Annotated in this window: 1 protein-coding gene and 1 pseudogene; both read left to right on the top strand. The window is 56.1% G+C overall.

The window, feature by feature from the left end:
* Nucleotides 1-128, top strand: a pseudogene (locus A3730_RS32915) (cytochrome c oxidase subunit II); the annotation flags it as partial.
* 24 nt (nucleotides 129-152) lie between these two features.
* Complete coding sequence (locus A3730_RS32605) at nucleotides 153-467, top strand: cytochrome c (protein ID WP_369819055.1); 315 nt, start codon at nucleotides 153-155, stop codon at nucleotides 465-467.
* The last annotated feature ends 5 nt before the right edge of the window (nucleotides 468-472 follow it).

The following is a 472-nucleotide window of genomic DNA, read 5'->3' as shown; positions in this document are numbered from 1 at the left end:
CGGAAGGTAAGGAAGGCACTTACTACGGCCAGTGTGCGGAACTGTGTGGCAAGAACCACGCCTTCATGCCGATTGCTGTAGAAGTGGTGACCCAGGACGAGTTCAAGACCTGGATCGCTGAAGAGTAGGAAAAAGCTGCCTCAGGCCCGGATCTGACACCGTTTGCCGGCATTGATCAGGCGCTGGAAGAAGGTAAGCAGGTTTACGACAGCGCTTGTGCCCTGTGTCACGGAGCCAATGGTGAAGGCGGTATCGGCCTGGCGTTTGCCGGTACGGAATTTGCCACCAATAAAGAGCACCTGAACGAGCACATTGATGTGTTGGTCAATGGCCGTGGTGCCATGCCCAACTTCAAGGCTCAGCTGACACCTCGCCAGATTGCGGCGGTGATCACCTACGAGCGTAATGCTTTCGGCAACGACACCGGCGATCTGATTCAGCCCGCCGACGTTAACGACCACGAATAAGGGAG

The sequence above is a fragment of the Alcanivorax sp. HI0044 genome, from assembly GCF_001634945.1.
Note: the sequence above shows the minus strand (reverse complement) of the source record. Positions and strands in the feature narration are given on the sequence as shown.